Here is a 21186-nt window from a genome sequence, read left to right as displayed (position 1 = left end):
TAATATTCTTATTCAAATCTTGAGTTCACAAGTTTAAATTATTACTCTGAAGTTAGAAGTAAGAATCAAAAAAGCTTGATACGAGAATCTGGACATGATTTAAGGGGTACATCTTATCAATAACCTTTTGTCGTGCCTAATTGCCCCCGTGCTGCCAACACTTGCCATTTGAACTCGTAGTTATCCGTTTGCATTGAGAACCTGCTTTTGTCTTGGCCGAGCATTGGACAGATCTTGTGCCTTGCCTTGTCGCAATGGTATTGTTTGGAGTCTCATTTTTATCAGTTTGTTTCAAATTAGCAGGTGGGATTGTCTTAATAATTGAAACTGGTTTACACACACTGCAAGCATCATATCCCCTATTCTTCGCATCGGATAGACTAATTGAATATGAAGTCTTACTCAAATATCTACAACTTTCTATATGATATTTTTTCCCTGTCTTTGTAACATAAACTGTCTGAGAGATTGCATCAACGAATAACGATGAGAAAAATGGAATCAATAATAATAGTAATTTTTTCATTTCGAGGTATGATTTAATGTAAATGTATTTACCTTAGTTGTATTGATAAAACAGGGTGAATTTCACGGCCATTGCCAGCCATTCCAATTTGACCGTGATGGGAGTCAAAAAACCCTACTCCAGTGATTGTTACAGGGATATGAGTTTCTAAGAACTCAAATTTAGATCTAGGTTGCCCAACATTAGAGTTAAACCATTCCTGAAGTTCCTTAAACAATGCATATCTACTTGACTTTTGGATTTCAAAGCATTCGTAACTAGGAATTTCTATTACCATTGTTTCGTCTGTATTTAAGTCTTCAATTATTATATGAATATCTTTGTCATTTGCATCCTTTTTATAACCGACTATAAAGCAGTCTATTGAATAAATGATTGTCTCCGACTTTAATCGAGTAGTCCTTGACTCGGGAATTTCTAATTGATTTTGATCGTGAACCGTTGATTTTATGAATTTACTAAAATCTATTAGTGTTGTATCTTTATCGGTTAAGGTCTTTATGTTCCAGCGTTCTACACCACAATTTTGAGCAATGGTGGCTTGAGAATTAAAAATATATGAAAATATTGTTAAGGTCAATATTTTCATTAGTCTTATCATGAGTTAAACAGAATAATAAAAGAGATTACCAAATATAAAGATAAAATCAATAAAAAGCGTTATTGTCGACAATATGGTTGGACCCTCAGTTTAAAGTTCATTTAAGGTCAATTCAATTATGAAATTTCAATATCTTTCTATGACACATAGCCAATCCATTGAATGAGTGACAGTTAATTCCATTTGACCCTATCGTTTTGGGTTAGACAACCACAAACTATAGTGGCTTATATTATGTGTCTGTCGATTTGGTCTAATAGCATTAAGTGAGGGATAATATTTGTGTCTGTAAATAATTTACCCTTATTGACTAACAATTAACCTAAATTTAATAAAGCTTTTATTCATTGCACTCTCATTGACAATATTTACATTCCAAGTGTCATTGCAATACTTTCCTGAAATTGCTTGTCCAATAATTAGATCTCTATTTATACTTAGCTCTGAATTTTCTGATGTCGCACAAGGTAAATATAAACTCATAGTTATTGTACCATCAGTTTTCCGACCTAGTGTAGATATCCTATAATTTGGAAAAGTTCTTGAAGTAAACACTGAACCTTGATCCAAATACAGTATATATGAATTTCCTTCCTTCATAAGCTCACCTTTAATAATTTCTATCAATGATGGATCTTCTTCCTGTAGAGCCCAAAGAATAGACTGAAAATGAGGTTTCCTGTTTTGATAAAGTCTAATTAATCTAGAAGATTTTTCAATTTCCATAATTCTAATTAACTCACTTGAATTGCCTGTGCTAATTGCTGCGACTGCCGAACTACGTAAATCTCTGAGCGCTGTTAACATGTTATTATATTCAATTCTGTTGTAAACTCTCAATAAATACAATTTGTAATCAGAAGGGGAATCGTCGATTAGATTGGAAATTGATTTATATAAAGAATCCAACTTAGAATTTCTCCTAGTAATATTTTTAATTTGAATTATATTTTTTGTTTCATCTTCAATTCTCTGTGGGGTAATAGGTAGTTCAATTATTTTTCTTTCAGTCTCCTGAATTGGGTCATTAGGGATTGGTAGTTTATAAATAACATTAATTGGGTGTTTTATATTACCATTTAGAATATTGATAAATTCTTGATGAAGGCTTTTAATATTAGAAAATTTATACTTTCTTTTATCTTCCTGTATGTCAGGATCAAATATGATCAATTTCTTTAAAGTATCTCTTTGCAATCTCTCAAAATATAAATTTATTGTATCTTCTGAAATAATATTATCATCCATATATTCTTCTGGTAAAGTCAAGCCTTGTAAAACTTTTGAAATTGATTTATCAACAAATTCTTTATTCCCTAAATCACCTGCACATCCAGCAGTGATTTCTCCCAATAGTTGTAAGTTTTTTGACACACCCACTCTTTGAATGGTAACTACAGGAATATAAAGCCTTCCATTTAATTCTAAACTACTTATCAGTTCACTGATGTCCCGATTTACTTCTGATGTACCCAATTTATTGATTGAAGCAAAACTTATAATTTTTAGTTCATAAAAGACTGGCTCGTTATTCTTGCAAGAAAGAAATAAAAACCATATAACTGAGATAATGTATAAAATTGATTTCATATTTTATATTTTAATTAAAGCATATTATACTGAACTCTGACACCTTCAATTGCAACAACCTGCTGTTGTTCTTCTTTGAGCTGACGCCCAATCATATCATTTAATTCAGAATCAAGTAGGATGCCATTAATTTCAAAATAGAAATTATTACCTTTCTTTTGTATTGAATGCCTGCCCGCGTTACATTCAGTTAAATCAAGTGATGTATTTATCATAAACGACATTGGTTTCAATGGATCAAAATGAAAATTCTTGCCATTTGATTTTAGATATAACGAATGTTGATAGCTTAAAACAAAAGAAGCTGCCAATGTGAAAAAGAAATACCCAGTGCATAAAACATGCAATACAGCAGCCAACATGTAACAAACAAAAATAAAGAGAGCCGTTGCATCAAATATTTGATATACCGAATAAAACCAAAAAAACTTAAAAAATCCTAAACAAATAATAAGTAATTGAAAAAATCCTCTTATTATATTTGTCCTGGAAATTCTTCTTTCAAGTTTTTGAATTTCAATATTATTGCTAAAAACTAAAGCATTCTTATCCTTGTTAAGATTTAAAACCCAAACGTGAGAAGTCAATGCGAGGAAAAAATCTACAGCAATTGAAACAAGTATAGCCTCAACACGAACTCCTTTAGAAAATGCATAATATGTTGCACCAAATTCTAAAATAAGAATTAATATGACTCCTAAACCGTGCCATGCATAATTAGGATAATTAAATAATCCAGGCCGATGTACTTTATATGAATTGGTAGCACTTTTTAGGTGTCCATTGCCACAAGTTTAAAGCATGACTTGATGGTTTGAAATTGTCTTCACGGTTGAATTCAAACATTGATAATAGTTTTTAATATCTTGGAAATAAACAAGCTAATATAAATAAACTATTTAACTTAGTTAATTCAAAATGAACCTATGAATCGACAATTGAAGTTTAATGTCCAAAACAAAAATCACAAGGATCTGGTCTATCTGAAATAGCCTCCCTAGATTCCAATCTTTTAATTGCAGAACCACAAGACTTTAAACCTCTGCAATACTCAGAGGGATTAGAATAATCTTTGTGATAAGATTTGGAGTGTTTTCCCGTACAAATTAAGTAATATTTTGGTTCAGTGTCATGAATTGCAAAGGATGAAATAAATAATAAAAATGAAAACATGGTTGAATTTAAAATCATAATCCTTTGTCTTTCAATCAAATATAATAGTTAAAACTCATTAATTCATATTATATGATGTTTCTTTTCAGTTTTCTAAAATCCTTCATCCGACGGATTATTTCTTCAATTCCCTTCTCATATTGAACCCTGTGCGAGATGCACTTTTCCTTTTTTGCCAACATCATTTATTGAGAAGAATCTGATTGAAATCTGTTTTTAAAGATGCAGCTTCTTCAGGCGTGTTTCCATGTATCGACGGGCTGCTCATAATCGCTCTGGGAAGTATACTGTAGATATAGAGAATCCTTACCGAATCTGAGTTGTTGCAGCTTTTCGTGCAAAAAGTTACTTTGCAAAAAGACCTGTCATTTTACATGTTGGAAACAATATCCATTGGCTATGCTTGTCCTGTGTAGACATCTGGTGCCCTTTTTTGTTTTGCCTTTACATTGAACAGTATTTGCCACTCCTACGGCTTTATTTGAAGATCCTATATTCAAAAGAGTCTTTGAGCCAGCTATCAAAGGCGGTTTACATATTTTACATGGTTCTAAACCAAAGTCTTTAATTGCTTCTAAGGTCAATAACTTCATTGAGACATTTTCAACCATTCTACAGGAAGCCAGATGGTACTTTTTGCCCGATGGAGTCTTGTAAAGATCTTGAGCTTGAGTTAAAGGAATCCATAAGATCGTACAAAAAGTCCAGAGGAGAATTTTAGAAAGGACAGCTTGAAGGCTCATTTTATAGGCAGTTATGATGAAACAATTGTTAAAATTAGGGTAGTTTTTACCAATAATTGGGAAAAATCAATCTATTGCATTTTATTGATGGTTCAGGGTATGCTTAAATTATCAACCCAACATGCTTGTACTTGTGACATACTTCCTAGACAACTCTTTTCCGTTGCAAACGAGTTTAATATTTAGCTCCTCATAGAGACTATCCTATAATCTACTTTTTGTAACAGGATACATATTTTATTCGTTGTGATCATGCCAGACTAAATAAGATCAATGAGGTCATCGATAACTTACTTTATACCCTCCAATATGGCTCTTGAACTGAAGTATCTATCGACCATCCCCCCCTCTTCTGTATTTTTCGTTCATCCCCCCTGTAGTTTTTAGGAATATGAAAAGCCAACTCTAGTTTTAAAAGCCATCAGTTTTTACAATAATTATCATTAGTTTAGTAAATAGTTGTTCAACGAACTGAAAGCCTACGGGATTGAATTCTTTCTGGCCACTTCTATCCCGCTTTGAGAATTAATGACTCTGGTGAGATACTTTTTCTTGAATATAAGAATCTTTGCTGTTAAAGTCTAATTGGCTATAAAACTGTTTTTTGGTCGAAGCTGGATAACGCTATTACGACAACTAGAACGACAACTCTAAAACAAAAAAGCCTCATATATCATTGATATACAAGGCTATATGGTTTTAGCTTTGCGGAGAGACAGGGATTCGAACCCCGGGACGACTCACGCCGTCAACAGTTTTCAAGACTGCCGCATTAAACCGCTCTGCCATCTCTCCATTCTGGTCCTCGATTACGAGGGTGCAAAGATATATTTTTCAACGAAAATAGCTATTAGATTTCCCTTTCTCTTTTTAAATATTTTTTAGGTTACTTTGTAGCTTTACTCCTGGATTGGAGACCGCCCCCAGCGCTGACGAAGCCCCGGATGCCTACGACTAACACAAGGTTAGTCTGATTGATTTTATAAGTATTTAACCCTATCTGGTGCAATGTACCTACCTTTGAATAAAATACACCACTATGAAAATGAGCAGAACAAAAACATTCCTGATCCTACGTTGAATAAGGAAGAAAAAAGACACCTGGATATCCACCTTATCCAGCTGATCAGGATATCTACTTCAATGCAAAAAAAGAGGCGTCCATTAAGCCTGACGACATTTCAAAAACAAAAACCCCAAACGAGAGTACAGGTATTGGTTCAAGAAATGAAAAGGATTTTAATGATGACCTGTCAGGTGGAGATTTGGATGTCCCAGGCTCTGAGTTGGATGATGAGGAGGAGAAGATAGGGAGTGAAGACGAAGAGAATAGCAGTTATAGCATCGGTGGAGATATGCAATGATCTGGAGGAGAACTTCGGAGATTGAAAAGTCATCAATTCACTCGGTCGTCAAAACGATAAAAAATCAAGAAATAATATCTTCAGCTTTCTTAAATCATCTGAGCGGTAGAGGTTCAGTGTCTACATATCAAGTGACTAGATTGATGGCAAAAACTGCTCGATCAAATAGTTTGTTAGAAGTTTTCATTCCTCTAGAAAATATCTTTCAAAAGTAAATTTAATTAAACTGCACAGAGGCAAATTGCTAAGTATATGAAAACAGCGGTCTATAGTTTTCACAAATTTGAAAAACCTTATTTTGAACAATCGAAAGCAGACAATCACGCATTGCATTTTTTTAACCTTGCGCTCTCCATTGAAACAGCTGCTTTAAGTGCAGGATTTGAAGCGGTAAGTTTATTTGTAAGCGATGATGCATCAGCACCCGTACTCGAAATATTATATAAACAGGGAGTAAGATTCATTGCTCTGCGATCAGCCGGGTATAATAATGTGGATCTCTGAAAGCAAAGCAGCTTGGTATCCGGGTAGCAAGAGTACCTGCTTATTCTCCATATTCAGTAGCTGAACACACCATAGCCTTAATGCTCGCACTCAATAGAAAATTGATACGTGCACACTATCGCATCATGGAACAAAATTTTTCCCTGGATGGATTGACCGGATTTGATATGAATGGAAAAACTGTGGGGATCATAGGCACAGGACAAATAGGAAGCGTGATAGCCCGTATTCTCCACGGTTTTGGTTGTCGCTTATTGGCTTTTGACAAAAACGAAAATGAGGAGCTAAAACAAAAATATCAGGTGACCTACACTGATTTTGAATCACTGTGCAAACAATCTGATATCCTCACCTTGCATTTGCCACTGAATGAACAAACGAAGCATTTAATTAACAAGTCCAGTATAGCTAATATGAAACAAGGCGTCATGTTAATCAATACGAGTCGCGGTGGATTGGTGAATACAAACGATGTCGTACAATCTTTAAAAAGCGAGCATATTGGCTATTTTGGAATGGATGTATATGAAGAGGAAGCAGGACTTTTTTTTGAAGATCATTCTGAAGATATTCTCCAGGACGATACCATCGCCCGGCTCATGACTTTTAAAAATGTGTTGATCACCAGTCATCAGGGATTCCTCACTGAAACCTCACTACAAAATATTGCTAAGACTACTTTGTACAACTTGGATTGTTTTGAACAGAAGCTCATATCAGTAAACGAAATACAATAACCGGCCCCAATACTTAAAAACTTATCTATCTTCTAGATCCAAATTGCTTATCTTTAAAAAAAATAAATAATGACGATCAAACAAAACTTAGAACAATTAGCCTTAGAAAAAAACTCACCTTGTGTCACAATTCTAAATACGCACAGAACACATCCAGACAATATCCAGGATGAAATAGTATTAAAAATCTTATTCATGAAGCAGAAGAAAGAGTAATTCATGAATATGGCAAAAGGGATGTAGCTCACCTTAGAAAACTTTCAACGATCGACATTGATGTCAACCACAATTTGGATAGCCTGCATATATATGTTTCCAACGACACCATTGAAACAATTAAGTCATCCTGGCCCATTACTCAAAATGGCGTTCATATCTCCGATAGATTTGATATTCGTCCTTTGATGAAATCGTACATCAGAACTGAAGAATATTACATCCTTTTATTGTCTCAAAGCGGCACCATCTTGTATAAGGCACTCAATGATGAAATCATCAACGAAGTTAAAAATGATGACTTTCCTTTTCCAGACAACAGGCATTACAATACACACCCGACAAAGGGAGTGATTCTAAACATTTAGACGATTTAGTGCGTGAATATTTGAATACAATAGACAAAGCAATTATACCATCTATAATGAGACGGGAAGTAATATTGTGGTAGTCGCAAACAGAAGACAATTATAGCAGGCTTCAGCAAGTAGCTGACAAACCTTCGGTTTATAGCGGACTGGCACATATCAACTGCAATAATACTACCACACATCATATTGCAAAACAAGCCTGGGAAATCATACGTGAATTGCAACACAGACGAAGAACAGAAGCAATTAGCGATATAAGAGAAGCAGTTGGACAAGGTATGGTTTTGACAGACTTACAGGAGATTTATCAAGCATCCATCGACGGTCGTGGCGACTTATTGATAGTGCATCAGGACTTTGCTCAACCCGTACATATGACCAGCGACAGGACCTTTGAATTGGTCGGTGATACTTCTGCGAAAGAGGTGATAGATGACATTACAAGCTATATAGCCTGGGAAGTATTATCCAAAAAAGGAAAAGTATTTTTTACTGAACAGGACGAAATCAAAGATCTGGGTGCAATCGTATTAAAAACCAGGTACTGATTTATAATCATGCCGTAAAGTCGAATAACTTTTCTTTCATTTTTCCGTGATAACCATCATAAATTTTTGGATGTACACAGAAAGAGTATGGACTTGGTCGTTCAGGGTAAATGCTGCAAATTTTCATTTGAAGAGTTGTATATAATTCAGTATTGTTACAGCCATGGAAGCTTCAATAAATAATATAAAGAAAAAGCCGGCTTTATTCATATTGGGCGTACATAGGTCAGGTACAACACTTCTCGAACAAATGCTCGATGCCCATTCACAGGTAGCGGTTTGTCCCGAAATGTCTTCAGGTATGACACATTGGCGTTTAAATGCCACCAAAGAAATCAGTGACAAATGGAAACATCTGCTCATCATCAATTATTATTACCACCGAACCAATCTTTTCGAAGACTCAATTAACCTTTGTCTGGCCCGGCAAGCAATCAGAGAATTTAAATTTCCAATATCTACGAATACCTGGTATGATGCTTTGATCGGTGACTATCTTAAAGAAAAAAAAGCGAGCTGGTTTGGGGAAAAAACTCCCGAAAACACATTTTTCGTACCGACTTTGAATGAAGCTATTCCTGAAAGTCAGTTTATTATGATTTTGAGGAATCCATTTGATATAGTGGTGTCTTTAACAGAAGCAATATTGTCACCTGATAAGTCGCCATTGCCCAACAAGTGGCTATATCATTTTGCCGTGACGGTAAAAAGAGGACTGAAGAACATGCAATCCCATCATCTTCCCAAAAAAATAGACTTACTGCGGATCACCTACGAAGACTTAACTCGAAATCCTGAGCCGATTTTACAACAAATTTGCACCTTTTTGAATATTAATTTTGAGCCAGGTATGTTGGCATTTCAGTTCCGAAAAAAATATGCCCGAGATAAGGAAGTCATGCGACAGATTCTCGGAAGGTTGGACGAACCGCTTACAGATCAACGAATAAACAGGTCCTATTCAATTTTAAGTCCAGCGCAATATGCATATCTCCAGGCATATTGGGCACCTGAATTAAAGCTACTGCCTTATGATTTTCCGATTGCCAATACCACTCTCTCCTTGCAGATGAAAATGCATTTGTATGTTGCCAAATTAGCTTTCTATTTTAAAACTTATTTGTGGACTGAATACAAAAACAAGCTTCGATTCCAATGTCATTACTATGCCATTCTTCTTTTGAGACACACTTTTTTAAAAAATAGAATTTTCAAAAACCTTATTATAAACGGAAAGGACTGGGAGAATATCATTGATCACGGATATAATGACAAATCCAGGTGCAATGGCTGGAATGATAAACTTGTCATTTTGGTTGGTAGTTATGACTATTCCATTATCTCTGTTCCTTACGCTTGATAAAAGAAGAAAAGAGCTTATGCTTGAAAATATTCATCAGATTAAAATAAGGCAATCTTTAAGTTTTTACAGTCTTAAAAAAATCTCCATTGCATTAAAAGTTCTTGCTATATTATCTTTCGTGCTATATTGCATGTTCTGTTTCTCTGATGAAGTGAGGTCAGGATTTGGGACTAACTTTGTTTATATTAATGCCATATTGGTATTAATAGGATATTGGAGATACTACTTTGTAACGACCAGGATAAGTCCATACGATCCACCGATAGATATATTATGGCAGGATCATTGGCTACACTTGATTATTTTATTTTGGATTATTAGTTTTTCCGTACTGAATTATTAAATATTTTATAAGCTTGCTGCATGATACAATCTATAAGCAACTGGAACAACTATCCAAGCGTAAAGGCGACAGTAGTAGCTTCAGGTAATACAGAAGACCTTGCTGATTTATTGAATTCATCCAAAAATATTATAGCCCGTGGCAACGGCCGATCCTATGGTGATGCGTCGCTCAATGACCGTGTTTTCAGCACCCTTGATCTAAATAGGATCATAGATTTCGATATAACTCAGGCAACAATAGAAGTCCAATCTGGTGTACTAATTTCACAAATATTGGATCTAATAGTCCCGGCAGGATTTTTTTTACCCGTAGTACCTGGTACAAAGTATATTACTATTGGAGGAGCCATAGCAGCTGACATTCATGGTAAAAACCATAGTATATCCGGGAGTTTTGCTAAACATGTCCTATCCATACGCTTATATACTGAATCCAGCCCTGCTCTCGATTGCTCAAGATCAGAAAACAGTGAAACATTTTACTCCACATGTGGGGGCATGGGACTTACTGGTATCATTCTAAGTGCAAAATTGCAGCTTTGCTCCATTCAATCTCCCTTGATAAAAAGACCAATATATTCGGATCAAATTTTCAAACTGTTTTTGAAGTTTTAGAAAGATATAAGGACACCCATTATATGGTTGCCTGGTTGGACGCGCCTTCTATTCGTGGAGATAAAATTTCTACTATAACCAGCCTGGGATGCATTTGTCGAAAGAAGAACTGGAAGAATCAATGGTTACAAATACCTCTCACCACAGTTCATCTTTACCTGCTCGCATCCATAAGTATTTACCTGGATTTGTTCTCAACAAAATGACGCTACAATGTTTTAATTTTTATTACTATTATAAGAATTACTTTAAAAAGCCAATTGAAATAGTCCACTATCAATCCTATTTTTTCCCTTTGGATGAGATACAGAATTCGAATAAACTATATGGTAAAAAAGGCATGTTGCAATATCAGTTCGTCATTCCAGTCCTTACCGCCTTGACCACCATCAAAAAGTATTCAAAAGAAGTTCGTAACAGCAATCAGCAGATTTTCCTTGCAGTGTTGAAGCGCATGGGTCCTCCAGATGTCAATGCAGTCATGAGTTTTCCACTGGAAGGTTATACTCTATCAATGGATTTTAAAATTACGCCCCAGGTATTTGCACTTTTGAATAAGTTGGATCGACTGGTAGTTGATGCAGGCGGCAGGATATATCTAGCCAAAGATGCCCGAATGAGCAAAGTTATCTTTCAAAAAACGTATCCCCGTATCATAAAGCATGGCTTTTTCAGATCCAATCAATCCGTTCGATTACAGGGCCTCCCCGATTAATATATAGACCTTCTAGCTATAGGGCTCGTACTACTACAATCATAAAAAATAACCGGAAAGTGGTCAAAACCCCGGAACTATAACCTCTTATTTTACAGTCCATTGATAGTTCCGAGTTCTATAAGATAGCATTAATCCTGTTGATCTCCAGGGTTATATATTTCCCCGCTTTAATTCATCTACAGCCCTATTTGCAGCCCTGGCCGTAATCGCCATAAAAGTCAGCGATGGATTCTGATTGCCCACAGATGTCATACAAGCCCCATCTGTGACGAACACATTTTTACACTGATGCAGCTGGTTCCATTCATTGAGCATGGATGTTTTAGGATCTCTACCCATTCTGACGCCACCCATCTCATGTATATCCAGACCGGGGGCCTGATGATTGTCGTACGCAGCTTTAATTTTACACCCTGCGATTTCCATCATTTCAGTTCCCTGACTGATAAAATCCTGCACCATTTTATCATCATTTTGCTGTGTAGCCCACAGATGTGATGATTTGAGGTATTCCCCAGGGATCGACTAGACTTTCACTGAGCCTGACATGATTTTCATAGATTGGCACGGTCTCGCCTTGCATCCCTACCGCTATTTGCCAGGGTCCGGGATCATTGATGGCAGTCTTAAGATCCTCCCCAAAACCACTTTCTCCGTAACCTTGGTGCCAACCAGGTCTATAAGCTATATAATAACTCATATATCCTCTCAAAAAGTCAGTCTCTTGCTTACGAACATTCCTAAAAGACGGGACGAATGCCTGCGTAGGTCTTCGACCATAATAATATTTGTCTTCGAATCCCTCCATCGTCGCTGAAACATTACCTCGATAATTGTGAAAGCCTATATAGTGACCCAGGATACCTTGATCATTGCTCAAACCATGAGGAATCGATCTGAAATAGAATTGAGCAGAATCAGGTTGGTATTGATAGTAGCTGCATTGACGAAAATAATTTTTGCAAAATATTCAGTAGCCTCTTTGGTATTCACATCGATCACTCTCACACCAGAGGCCTTGAGTTTTTCTTGGTCGTAGATAATGGAATGGACTACTGAGTCAGGCTGTATAGTAAGTTTGCCGGTTTTTCGCTGCCCAGGGCAAGGTAGACGAGACCGAACTAAAATATCCACCATATGGACATCCGCGTTCGCATAAAGTTCTTCGTTGACATCGGCCCCTACCCTGCTCCAGGTGGATATCTTTTGGCTCTGTGAGGTGTGCACACCTTCCGATGATCACCCGACGAGTCGATTGATATTTTTGATGAATTTTTTCCTGGATATGTTTTTCAACACAGTTCAGTGCAAAACCAGGCATTACCTCGCTATCCGGTAAATTATCTATGCCATCCCGATCTCCACAGATGCCGACGAATTTTTCTACATAGCTATACCAGGATTCGAGATCCTTATATCGGATAGGCCAGTCTACCGCAAAGCCGTCCCGTTCGGGTGCTTCAAATTCATAATTGCTCCATCGCTGCGTCTGTCTTGCCCAGAGGAGCGACTTTCCACCTACCTGGTAACCTCGGATCCAATCAAAAGGTTTGTCTTGTTGATATGGGTGAAACTGATCTTTTACAAAAAAATGCTCCGTCGTCTTGTTATAAGCATAACATTTATTGACTACCGGATTGTCTGTATTGTCTTGATATGGCATCTCCCCTCGATAGGGTATATCCCAGGGATTCCAGTTAGCAGTAGGGTATTCGCCATGCTTGACCATAGGCCCTCTTTCGATCACAAGAGTTTTGAGACCTGCCTCGCACAGCTCCTTAGCTGCCCATCCCCCACTCATACCAGAACCAATGACGATAGCATCGTATTGATGAGATTCGGCTGAAGACTTTATTTGCATAGCTTAAAATTTGAACAAAAACTGAATTTAATAAACCCTAAGATAATCCCATTGCCGAAAAATCTGACAAATCTATCCCATTCAATTTTCTGGAATTTGAATTACTTTAGACTTTATTTGCATAGCTTAAAATTTGAACAAAAACTGAATTTAATAAACCCTAAGATAATCCCATTGCCGAAAAATCTGACAAATCTATCCCATTCAATTTTCTGGAATTTGAATTACTTTTGGTCGCTATGGATAAGGCTATCATACACATGAAAAAACGAACGGTTTCGCTTTTAGTCACATTTCTTTTTATTGGTTTGACCTCAGCTCAAAATCGCAAGACCCAAGTCTCCATCAAAGGCAATCAATTTTATATCAACAAAAAAATAACTTATCAAGGTAGGTATTGGAACGGTCATAAAATAGAAGGACTGCTGATGAATAGCAGAATGGTTCAGGGCATATTTGACGATCTGAATCCAAATACAAAAGATCTATTTGCCTATGCAGATACCAAAGTGTGGGATGCCGATCGCAATACGAACGAATTCATACAAAATATGTCTAACTGGTATGATCATGGACTATTAGCATTCACGCTCAATCTTCAGGGGGGAAGTCCATTAGGTTATGGCAATAATGGTTGGGTAAACACCACGTTTGATGAAAAAGGTAATCTCAGAATCCCCTACCTTAACAGACTTGAGCGAATTTTGGATAAAGCAGATTCTCTGGGTATGGTGGTGATAGTAGGATATTTCTATTTTGGCCAGGACCAACATCTGGAAAATGAAACTGCTGTGATTCATGCTGTTGACGAAATCAGCAAATGGTTATTGCAAAAGAAATACAGAAACCTACTCATCGAAATCAACAATGAAGCTAACATTCAATATGACCACCCGATCTTGAAACCGCAAAACGTAGGGGCTTTAATAACAAGAGTAACAAATTAAGCAATAATAAACTACTCGCCGGGACGAGTTTTGGGGGAGGCACTATCCCCAATAGCGAAATAGTAAAGGTCTCAGATTTTATACTCATCCATGGAAATGGCGTAAAAGAAACAACACGAATCACCGAGATGGTAGAATTGACGAAAAAGGTGGAAGGTTATAGAAACCAGCCAATACTGTTTAATGAAGATGATCATTTCAATTTTGAGGCAGATGAGTGCAATTTTACTGCAGCAGTGAAAGCATACGCCTCCTGGGGATATTTTGACTACAGGATGAAAGAGGAAGGTTTTGAAGAAGGGTATCAAAGTGTGCCTGTTGACTGGGGTATAAACTCATCTCGAAAAAAAGCTTTCTTCTTGAAATTGAAGGAAATCACTGGAAAGTAGTTAGCCAGGATTTAGGCAACATTCAACTCGCTTACATGCTTTTCTTTTATTGCTTTGTTTGATCCTCTTAATAAAATGCTACGCTGAATAAGAACTAAATTTAAAAAAGTCGTCCACTAAAAAAATTAACATCCTAAGCATTAAACCCTAATTGAATCCAATAGTCTATACTGTACTATTTGACAAAAAACATCTACATACTTTGATCGGGTCTCATTGCTGTCAATTATAGTTTCGATCAAAAAATACAGGTAAACTCATAAAATTTTTATAACCATGAAAAGTAAATTTTTATTGGGCTGCATAGCCTTGTCCACACTATTCGTAATAAGTTGCGAAAAATCATCCGAAGTGCCCACCGCAGATTCTGATCAGGCCATTACTAATGTCACGATCAATGCCACCGAAGCACAAGATGCCCTGGCATCTGTAGAAGAACTTGAAAACGAACTATTAGAGCCAGGGACAATGGCACTTGCCCTACCATCTCGAGCACCCAGCCGAGAGGCAGCTTTCCCAATGTGGTGACCATAGATTTCGGCTCAGGATGTCTGACGAAGTCAGGTCGCTATCACTCAGGGCAGATCATTGTAGAACAGTCAGACTCCATGAGTCACAATGGCGCACTGAGAAAAACCACTTTTGTCAATTTTGGCATCGATAGCTTTAGGGTTAAAAACGGAGTGATCACACTCTCCAATGAAGGAAAAGATGCAGACAGTAATCATAAATTTTCGAGAAAAATCAGTGGTATCACCGTCAATGGTCCCAAGGGTACCCTCACCCTCGAGGCATCGCACACCCGTACCCAGATCGAAGGCGGGCTCACTCCCGGCACAGCGGATGATATTTGGAAAATCACTGGCGAAACAAAAGGCAGCACAGAAGATAAAATAGTCTTTTCTTCGACTATTACAGATCCCTTGGTACGAAAAGGCAATTGCCCTTACCTGGTATCAGGACAAGAAGAATTCCTGCGAAAAGGACATACTGTTCAGGTAAACTATGGTGATGGTAGCTGTGATCGTTTTGCGAAAGCCACTACAGAAAACGGCAAAAGCTTTGTAATAATTTTGAGAAATCGGTTTTAAAGCAGACTAATTTGTCTCGGCATGTGCCTTGAGAAAATCTTCTCAAGGCACATTTTCATTTTAGCCTGCCATGATTCGTGGATCATATCTATAAATGCCGTTGGAACTCAGCACTGAATCACATATTATACCTACATTTAAATATAAAAAAAACATGAAAAAACCATCGTTCTTCTTCTACTTTAGCATTGCATTCTTACTCTTTTTGGTAGTATGGTGCAGCTCGATAAATGCACAACACGAAACACCCCAACCCTCAGCTATCGAAGGGCGATGGGATCTTAGTATTACAAGTAATGGTAAAGTAATACCCTCCTGGCTCGAAGTCAATCATTCTGGCATCCGTACGTTGGTTGGACATTTTGTAGGCAGCGGGGGTAGTGCCAGACCTATCTCTCAGGTGTTTGTAGAAGGCGCAATGTTTCACTTTGCCATTCCTCCTCAATGGGAAAATACAGACAAGGATTTGAAAGTGAATGGACGGGTAGAAGCAGACAAATTATCAGGAACAATGACCATGCCGGACGGTAATACCTACCCTTTTACCGGCGTGAGAGCTCCTTCCCTCAGGACTGTAAAACAACCTGTTTGGGGGGGCCACCAATCACCCTTTTCAATGGAAAGGACTTAACCGGATGGACCGCGCTAGGTACCAATCAATGGATGGTCGAAAGTGGCGTCCTTAAAAGTGCGAAATCAGGTGCCAATATCAGAACAGATAAAACCTTCAAAGATTTTAAGCTTCATGTAGAATTTCGATATCCTAAAGGTAGCAACAGCGGAGTTTATCTCCGGGGCCGCTATGAAGTACAGATTGAAGACAGCAAAGGGTCTGAACCATGGTTAGGTGGTCTTGGAGCACTTTATGGCTTCCTCAAACCAAGCGATATGGTGGCCAAAGATCCTGGCGAATGGCAGAGCTACGATATCACCCTCATCGGAAGAAGGGTCACTGTCATAGCCAATGGTAAAATGATCATTCAAAATCAGGAAATACCCGGTATCACGGGAGGTGCATTGGATAGCAACGAAGGCGAACCCGGTCCAATCTATTTCCAGGGAGATCACGGAGCTATAGAGTTTCGAAACATTGTGATTACACCTGCCAAATAAGGCACCTTAAAATTATCCGGTAATTAAAGCAAGAACCGGCTCCCCTGTGGAATCAAAATGACCAAATTAAACTGCGCAGGTAGTTATTTCTTTTTAGCCCAGGCATCCTTAAGCGTCACAGTACGATTAAAAACCAAATGACCCGGCCGGCTATCAGCATCCAGACAATAATAGCCTGATCGTAAAAATTGGTATCGGTCACCCTGCTGAGCATTGATGATGTTAGGCTCGGCTTTGGCATAAGGGATGACTTTTAAAGAGTCAGAATTGATAAACTCTTTGAAATCTTTGTCTTCATGACCGTCAGGAGATTCGTCAGTAAATAAACGATCATAGATGCGCAGCTCTACGTTGACTGCCTCAGCAGCACTCACCCAATGGATCACTCCCTTTACTTGCAGTCCAGAGGTATCCTGCCCACTGCGGCTTTCAGGAAAATAGGTGGCTTGGATCTCTTCGAGCTCGCCAGTGTGAGGATTAGATACACTTCGTTCACATTTGATGATATATCCATTTTTCAATCTGACCATACCACCAGGATATAATCTAAAATACCCTTTGGAGGGAATTTCCATATAGTCATCCCGCTCTACATAAAGCTCATTACAGAATGGAATGAGCCTTGCTCCGGCAGCTTCGTTTTCAGGATTATTCACGATATGCATCATCTCAGTTTTGCCTTCTTCATAGTTGAGGATCCTTAATCTGACCGGATCCTGCACCACCATAAACCTGGAAGCAATTTTATTCAAGTGTTCACGGACGCAAAACTCCAACAAAGACACATCGATGATGTTCTCTCTCTTTGCTACACCGATGCGATCTGCAAAATCTCTGATGGACTCCGGAGTAAAACCTCTCCTTCTCAAACCGGTGATGGTAGGCATCCGTGGATCATCCCACCCCTTCACAAAACCTTCCTGGACCAACTGCAAAAGTTTTCTTTTGCTCATTACTGTATAGGTGAGATTGAGTCTGGCAAATTCATACTGGTGGGAAGGGAATATCCCCAATTGTGCTATAAACCAGTCATACAGTGGTCTATGATTTTCAAACTCCAAAGTGCAGATACTGTGCGTAATCTGCTCTATACTGTCACTCTGACCATGTGCAAAATCATACATCGGATAGATGACCCATTGGTCTCCGGTGCGATGATGGTGATCCTTTTTGATACGATACATCAACGGATCTCGCAGCAACATATTAGGTGTAACCAGATCTATTTTGGCCCTGAGCACACATTCTCCTTCTTCAAACACACCTGCTTTCATGTTTTCAAATAGCTCCAGGTTTTCATCGACTGATCTGTCACGGTATGGGCTGGGTGTACCCGGCACAGTGGGAGTACCTTTTTGTTGAGCTATCTCATCAGCTGAGGAGTGATCCACATAGGCTTTGCCATCTTTGATCAATTGCACGGCAAAGGCATAAAGTTGTTCAAAATAATCGGAAGCATACAGCTCTTTGTCCCATTCAAAACCCAGCCACCTGATATCATCTTTGATAGATTCGACATACTCTATATCCTCTTTCTCAGGGTTGGTGTCATCAAAACGCAGATTAGTCCTGCCACCGAACTTTTGAGCTACACCAAAATTGAGACAAATGGATTTTGCATGTCCAATGTGCAGATATCCATTGGGCTCAGGAGGAAAGCGGGTCAATACCCTACCCTGGTGTTTGTTTTCTGCAACATCCTGCTGTATAATCTCTTCGATAAAGTTTAGTGATTCTGACATATTTTTGTTGTGATCTTACATTCTTTCAGGCATTGGTATACCCAGTAATTCAAATGATTTTTTAATATACTCCCGACAGTTTTAGCCAATACCAGCCTGAATTGCAAAGCAGCTTCATCATCAGCTCTCAAAATCGGTACCTCATGGTAAAATCGATGAAATGCCTTGGCGAGACTATAGCTATAATTGGCCAATTCTGAAGGCTCATAGTTTTCTGCAGCTTTGGCCACTACCTCAGGATAGGTTTCGATCAGGGAGATCAATTCTTTTTCTTCCTCCTTGAGGTCTGTATAAGATTTATATTTTTCGTAAGTAAGTGTTATAGATTTTCTCAGGATGGATTGGATCCTCACATAAGCATTTTGTATATATGGACCAGTCTGGCCTTGTAAATCCAGAGAATCTTTGGGATTAAAAACCATTCTCTTCTTAGCATGCACCTTGAGCATAAAAACTTAATTGCACCTATCGCAATAGCTTCTATTGTTTGTCGCTGAGCCTCCGGAGATTGATCAGCAAGATCTCCTCTTTCTACAGCCGTCTCAGTAGCCTCGGTCAGGATCTCTTTGATCAGGTCATCTGCATCTACTACCGTCCCTTCGCGTGATTTCATTTTGCCTTCAGGGAGCTCTACCATACCATAAGAGAGGTGAAAAAGTCCCGCCGCATAAGGCTCCTTGAATCGTTTCATGATTTCAAATAGCACTTTAAAATGGTAGTCTTGTTCATCTGCCACTACATAGATCAGTCGATCCATTTTAAATTTCTCATATCGCATCTGGGCAGTGCCCATATCCTGAGTGATATAAACCGAAGTGCCATCGCTACGCAACACAATTTTTTGATCCATTCCGATATCCGATAGATCTATCCATACCGAATGATCTGGTTTGGCATAAAAACATGCTGGTCGAGCCCTCTCTGGACTGTTTCTTTGCCCAAAAGATAGGTGATGGACTCGTAGTCCGTATGATCAAAGTGGATATCCAACTGATCATAGGTCTTTTGAAACCCATCAAATACCCATCCGTTCATAGTCTTCCAGAGGGTCAATGTCGATGGATCATGCTTTTCCCATTTGATTAACATCTCTCTGGCTTCAATACCGAGTGAGCTATACTTATTAAAATATTGGTTTTTGAATTCTTTAAAAAAAACTTCTTCAGACATAGCCTGATCCTTACGATCACCATACTCGGTTTTACCTTGCTCAGAAGATTGCCAGGCTTTGTATTCCTTACCAAATTCTTTTTCAAACAGTACATAATAATCCCCTACAAAATGGTCTCCTTTGATGCCTGTGCTTTCCGGGGTAGCTCCACTGGCCCATCTTTGCCAGGCCAGCATGGATTTGCAGATAGCTATTCCACGATCATTAATCACTTGTATCCTTTTTACTTCATAACCAGCTTCATCCAATATCCGCGCCGTCGCATCTCCCAATAGCATATTGCGGATATGTCCCAAATGAAGTGGTTTATTCGTATTGGGCGAACAAAACTCAACCAGGACTTTTTCATTTTTAGGCTGTCCTGCCCCAAAGGTTTCGTTTTCGTATATGTTTTTTAAAGTCTCGATCCAGCGCACTTCGTTGAGCTTCATATTGAGAAACCCCTGAACAACTTCATACGACTCAATGAGGTGGAGCTCTATTAATTTTTCGCCTATCTCAGCTGCTGCAAGTGGAGGTGCCTTTTTATTCTTCCTGCTATAGGAAATACTGTCAACGTGTAATCTCCTTTAAACTCCTTTTTAGTGGGCACCACCAACAATCCCTTGCTGTCGATAGATACGTTATAAAGCATTGATATTGCTTCACTTAGCTCGGACTGTAATTGTTCTTTGATCATAAAAAAGATTGCAAAGTTACGATTAAACGTAGATACCTATTTGAGAATGCTGAAATTGCTCATACAGTATCCTTTTATTCAGCCGTGATCCCAACTTCATTTAAAAGTCTAAATGTTCCAGTTATTGAGAAAAATATCACTTTCACATTTCAAATAGTGATCAATCAAAATTTATCCAAAAAATGAAAACAAAGTGGATCCATATTTCCTGATTTCTTTGAACCTTGGATGTCCGGTAAAATCATATTTAAAATTGTGCTCGAGGATAAATAAGCCGTGTTCTTCCAACAAGTCATTATCGAATATTAACTGTGGTATCTGACCTAGCTCCCGAAGGGGGTATGGCGGGCCGGCAAATATGTAATTATACTTTTGATGACCGCTCCTGATAAACCTCAATACATCATCTGCCACAATGGTGATATGCTCCTCTACTTTCCACTCTTTGGTTTTGGTCTTAACAAACTCCAGGCAGCCTTTAAAATTATCCACATAAGTGACCGTAGGGCAACCCCTGCTGATCAATTCAAAAGAATGGCTTCCGCTACCTCCAAACAAATCAAGTGCATTTAATTCTTCAAAATCTATTCTATTCTGGAGTATATTGAACAGGCCTTCCCTGGCAAAGTCAGTAGTAGGCCTGGTAGGCCATGATTTTGCTGGAGGATCCAGCCTTCGGCCTTTTAGCTCACCGGCTATGATTCGCATGATGCATCAAGTATTTCATGGATTAATTCAGCCTGGGAGGATTTGCTGTAAATCACTTTTGGTATGAATTT

At 38.2% G+C, this 21186-nt stretch carries 11 protein-coding genes, 1 tRNA gene and 6 pseudogenes; 10 read left to right on the top strand and 8 right to left on the bottom strand.

Translation table 11 applies throughout. The features are described 5' to 3' along the window. Positions 1-554 precede the first annotated feature (554 nt). From IPJ09_03200 to IPJ09_03185, 4 genes are all read right to left on the bottom strand, one after another. Entirely contained in the window at positions 555-1115 is a 561-nt protein-coding gene (locus IPJ09_03200; protein MBK7370440.1) for a hypothetical protein, read from the bottom strand. Positions 1116-1430: 315 nt separating this feature from the next. Continuing rightward, positions 1431-2717, bottom strand: coding sequence for a hypothetical protein (locus tag IPJ09_03195; protein MBK7370439.1), 1287 nt, complete (start codon positions 2715-2717; stop codon positions 1431-1433). A gap of 14 nt (positions 2718-2731) precedes the next feature. Then, positions 2732-3304, bottom strand: coding sequence for a hypothetical protein (locus IPJ09_03190; GenBank protein ID MBK7370438.1), 573 nt, complete (start codon positions 3302-3304; stop codon positions 2732-2734). 2037 nt (positions 3305-5341) lie between these two features. Beyond that, positions 5342-5428: transfer RNA gene (locus IPJ09_03185), tRNA-Ser, on the bottom strand. Positions 5429-5641: 213 nt separating this feature from the next. On the opposite strand from IPJ09_03185, the gene IPJ09_03180 reads away from it, so the two are divergent. The 6 genes and pseudogenes from IPJ09_03180 (at position 5642) to IPJ09_03155 (ending at position 11411) form a co-directional block, all read left to right on the top strand. Continuing rightward, positions 5642-5944: a hypothetical protein gene (locus tag IPJ09_03180; protein MBK7370437.1), complete on the top strand. Its 303-nt coding sequence runs from the start codon at positions 5642-5644 to the stop codon at positions 5942-5944. Between the two features lie 305 nt (positions 5945-6249). After that, a pseudogene (locus IPJ09_03175) lies at positions 6250-7238 on the top strand (2-hydroxyacid dehydrogenase). A gap of 69 nt (positions 7239-7307) precedes the next feature. Next, positions 7308-8373 (top strand): annotated as a pseudogene (locus IPJ09_03170) (hypothetical protein). 163 nt (positions 8374-8536) lie between these two features. Further along, positions 8537-9733, top strand: coding sequence for a sulfotransferase (locus IPJ09_03165; protein MBK7370436.1), 1197 nt, complete (start codon positions 8537-8539; stop codon positions 9731-9733). A gap of 366 nt (positions 9734-10099) precedes the next feature. Beyond that, positions 10100-10696, top strand: a complete 597-nt coding sequence (locus IPJ09_03160) for an FAD-binding oxidoreductase (GenBank protein MBK7370435.1) — start codon at positions 10100-10102, stop codon at positions 10694-10696. An 88-nt stretch (positions 10697-10784) separates the two neighbouring features. Continuing rightward, a complete protein-coding gene (locus IPJ09_03155) occupies positions 10785-11411 on the top strand; it encodes a hypothetical protein (GenBank protein MBK7370434.1) in 627 nt (208 codons plus the stop codon). A 153-nt stretch (positions 11412-11564) separates the two neighbouring features. Here the strand turns inward: IPJ09_03155 and IPJ09_03150 are convergent. Further along, positions 11565-13275, bottom strand: a pseudogene (locus tag IPJ09_03150) (GMC family oxidoreductase). 260 nt (positions 13276-13535) lie between these two features. Here IPJ09_03150 and IPJ09_03145 point away from each other — a divergent pair. The 4 genes and pseudogenes from IPJ09_03145 (at position 13536) to IPJ09_03130 (ending at position 16815) form a co-directional block, all read left to right on the top strand. After that, a pseudogene (locus IPJ09_03145) lies at positions 13536-14611 on the top strand (hypothetical protein). A 276-nt stretch (positions 14612-14887) separates the two neighbouring features. Next, positions 14888-15139, top strand: coding sequence for a hypothetical protein (locus tag IPJ09_03140; protein ID MBK7370433.1), 252 nt, complete (start codon positions 14888-14890; stop codon positions 15137-15139). Then, positions 15136-15702, top strand: a complete 567-nt coding sequence (locus IPJ09_03135) for a hypothetical protein (GenBank protein ID MBK7370432.1) — start codon at positions 15136-15138, stop codon at positions 15700-15702. The genes IPJ09_03140 and IPJ09_03135 overlap by 4 nt, the downstream gene beginning before the upstream one ends. A 154-nt stretch (positions 15703-15856) precedes the next feature. Then, positions 15857-16815: pseudogene (locus IPJ09_03130) on the top strand (DUF1080 domain-containing protein). An 83-nt stretch (positions 16816-16898) separates the two neighbouring features. Here the strand turns inward: IPJ09_03130 and IPJ09_03125 are convergent. The 3 genes and pseudogenes from IPJ09_03125 to IPJ09_03115 all read right to left on the bottom strand — a co-directional run bounded on the left by IPJ09_03125 (position 16899) and on the right by IPJ09_03115 (position 21115). Continuing rightward, complete coding sequence (locus tag IPJ09_03125; protein ID MBK7370431.1) at positions 16899-18557, bottom strand: glutamine--tRNA ligase/YqeY domain fusion protein; 1659 nt, start codon at positions 18555-18557, stop codon at positions 16899-16901. A 15-nt stretch (positions 18558-18572) separates the two neighbouring features. After that, positions 18573-20407: pseudogene (locus IPJ09_03120) on the bottom strand (arginine--tRNA ligase). 171 nt (positions 20408-20578) lie between these two features. Then, positions 20579-21115, bottom strand: coding sequence for an RsmD family RNA methyltransferase (locus IPJ09_03115; protein MBK7370430.1), 537 nt, complete (start codon positions 21113-21115; stop codon positions 20579-20581). Positions 21116-21186 lie beyond the last annotated feature (71 nt).

The sequence above is a fragment of the Saprospiraceae bacterium genome (assembly GCA_016709995.1).
GTDB lineage: Bacteria > Bacteroidota > Bacteroidia > Chitinophagales > Saprospiraceae > JADJLQ01.
This window is presented reverse-complemented; position numbering and strand designations above follow the sequence as displayed.

What these genes read in the sequence shown, in the direction of transcription:
- IPJ09_03140 (MBK7370433.1), top strand. Translation starts at nt 14,888, where the DNA reads ATGAAAAGTAAATTTTTATTGGGCTGCATAGCCTTGTCCACACTATTC.
- IPJ09_03160 (MBK7370435.1), top strand. Translation starts at nt 10,100, where the DNA reads ATGATACAATCTATAAGCAACTGGAACAACTATCCAAGCGTAAAGGCG.
- IPJ09_03180 (MBK7370437.1), top strand. Translation starts at nt 5,642, where the DNA reads ATGTACCTACCTTTGAATAAAATACACCACTATGAAAATGAGCAGAAC.
- IPJ09_03165 (MBK7370436.1), top strand. Translation starts at nt 8,537, where the DNA reads ATGGAAGCTTCAATAAATAATATAAAGAAAAAGCCGGCTTTATTCATA.
- IPJ09_03115 (MBK7370430.1), bottom strand. Translation starts at nt 21,115, where the DNA reads ATGCGAATCATAGCCGGTGAGCTAAAAGGCCGAAGGCTGGATCCTCCA.
- IPJ09_03200 (MBK7370440.1), bottom strand. Translation starts at nt 1,115, where the DNA reads ATGAAAATATTGACCTTAACAATATTTTCATATATTTTTAATTCTCAA.
- IPJ09_03125 (MBK7370431.1), bottom strand. Translation starts at nt 18,557, where the DNA reads ATGTCAGAATCACTAAACTTTATCGAAGAGATTATACAGCAGGATGTT.
- IPJ09_03195 (MBK7370439.1), bottom strand. Translation starts at nt 2,717, where the DNA reads ATGAAATCAATTTTATACATTATCTCAGTTATATGGTTTTTATTTCTT.
- IPJ09_03155 (MBK7370434.1), top strand. Translation starts at nt 10,785, where the DNA reads ATGCATTTGTCGAAAGAAGAACTGGAAGAATCAATGGTTACAAATACC.